Source organism: Streptomyces sp. NPDC045026 (assembly GCF_056432625.1).
This window is the reverse complement of sequence record NZ_JBWKIS010000068.1, coordinates 1-1,743: the sequence shown is the minus strand read 5'-3', so window position 1 is coordinate 1,743 and position 1,743 is coordinate 1. Positions and strand designations below refer to the sequence as shown.

Here is a 1,743-nt window from a genome sequence, read left to right as displayed (position 1 = left end):
CTCATCGCCAACCGTGGCGAAATCGCTGTCCGCGTGGCCAGGGCGTGCCGGGATGCCGGTATCGCGAGCGTTGCCGTTTACGCGGAACCGGACCGGGACGCTTCGCATGTCCGGGCGGCGGACGAGGCGTTCGCGTTGGGCGGTGACACCCCGGCCACCAGCTATCTCGACATGGCGAAGGTGCTGCAGGCCGCCAAGGACTCCGGCGCGGACGCCATCCACCCCGGCTACGGATTCCTGTCGGAGAACGCGGAGTTCGCCCAGGCCGTCCTGGACGCCGGCCTGATCTGGATCGGCCCGCCCCCGCAGGCCATCCGCGACCTCGGCGACAAGGTCGCCGCCCGCCACATCGCCCAGCGCGCCGGCGCACCCCTGGTCGCCGGCACCCCGGACCCCGTATCCGGGTCCGACGAGGTCGTCGCGTTCGCCCGCGAACACGGCCTGCCCATCGCCATCAAGGCAGCCTTCGGCGGCGGCGGCCGCGGCCTCAAGGTCGCCCGCACCCTCGAAGAAGTCCCCGAGCTCTACGACTCCGCCGTCCGCGAAGCCGTCGCCGCCTTCGGCCGCGGCGAATGCTTCGTCGAGCGCTACCTCGACAAGCCCCGCCACGTCGAGACCCAGTGCCTGGCCGACACCCACGGCAACGTCGTCGTCGTCTCCACCCGCGACTGCTCACTACAGCGCCGCCACCAAAAACTCGTCGAAGAGGCCCCCGCCCCCTTCCTGAGCCCGGCGCAGAACGAACAGCTCTACACCGCCTCCAAGGCCATCCTCAAGGAAGCCGGCTACGTCGGCGCCGGCACCGTCGAATTCCTCGTCGGCGCGGACGGCACCATCTCCTTCCTCGAGGTCAACACCCGCCTCCAGGTCGAACACCCCGTCACCGAAGAAGTCGCCGGCATCGACCTCGTCCGCGAAATGTTCCGCATCGCCGACGGCGAAGAACTCGGCTACGACGACCCCGCCCTGCGCGGCCACTCCTTCGAGTTCCGCATCAACGGCGAAGACCCCGGCCGCGGCTTCCTGCCCGCCCCCGGCACCGTCACCCGCTTCGCACCCCCCACCGGCCCCGGCGTCCGCCTCGACGCCGGCGTCGAGACCGGCAGCGTCATCGGCCCCGCCTGGGACTCCCTCCTCGCCAAACTCATCATCACCGGCGCCACCCGCGAACAGGCCCTGCAGCGCGCCGCCCGCGCCCTGGCCGAATTCGAGGTCGAGGGCATGGCCACCGCCATCCCCTTCCACCGCGCCGTCGTCACCGACCCGGCCTTCACCAGCGACCCCTTCACCATCCACACCCGCTGGATCGAGACCGAGTTCGTCAACGAGATCAAGCCCTTCGCCGCCACCCCCGACGCGGACAGCGAAGAGGAGACCGGCCGCGAGACCGTCGTCGTCGAGGTCGGCGGCAAACGCCTCGAGGTCTCCCTGCCCTCCAGCCTGGGCATGTCCCTGGCCCGCACCGGCCTCGCCGCCGGCGCCCGGCCCAAGCGACGCGCCGCGAAGAAGTCCGGACCCGCCGCCTCCGGCGACACCCTCGCCTCCCCCATGCAGGGCACCATCGTCAAGGTCGCCGTCGAGGAAGGCCAGGAAGTCAAGGAAGGCGACCTCGTCGTCGTCCTCGAAGCCATGAAGATGGAACAACCCCTCAACGCACACCGCACCGGCACCATCAAGGGCCTCAACGCCGAAATCGGCGCCTCCATCACCTCCGGCGCCACCATCTGCGAAATCAAGGACTGA

General features: G+C 70.5%; 1 protein-coding gene. It reads left to right on the top strand.

Annotation, left to right across the window (positions count from 1 at the left end):
* On the top strand, positions 1-1,743 hold a 1,743-nt coding region (locus AC07EJ_RS46045; protein WP_478886538.1), incomplete at its 5' end, for an acetyl/propionyl/methylcrotonyl-CoA carboxylase subunit alpha.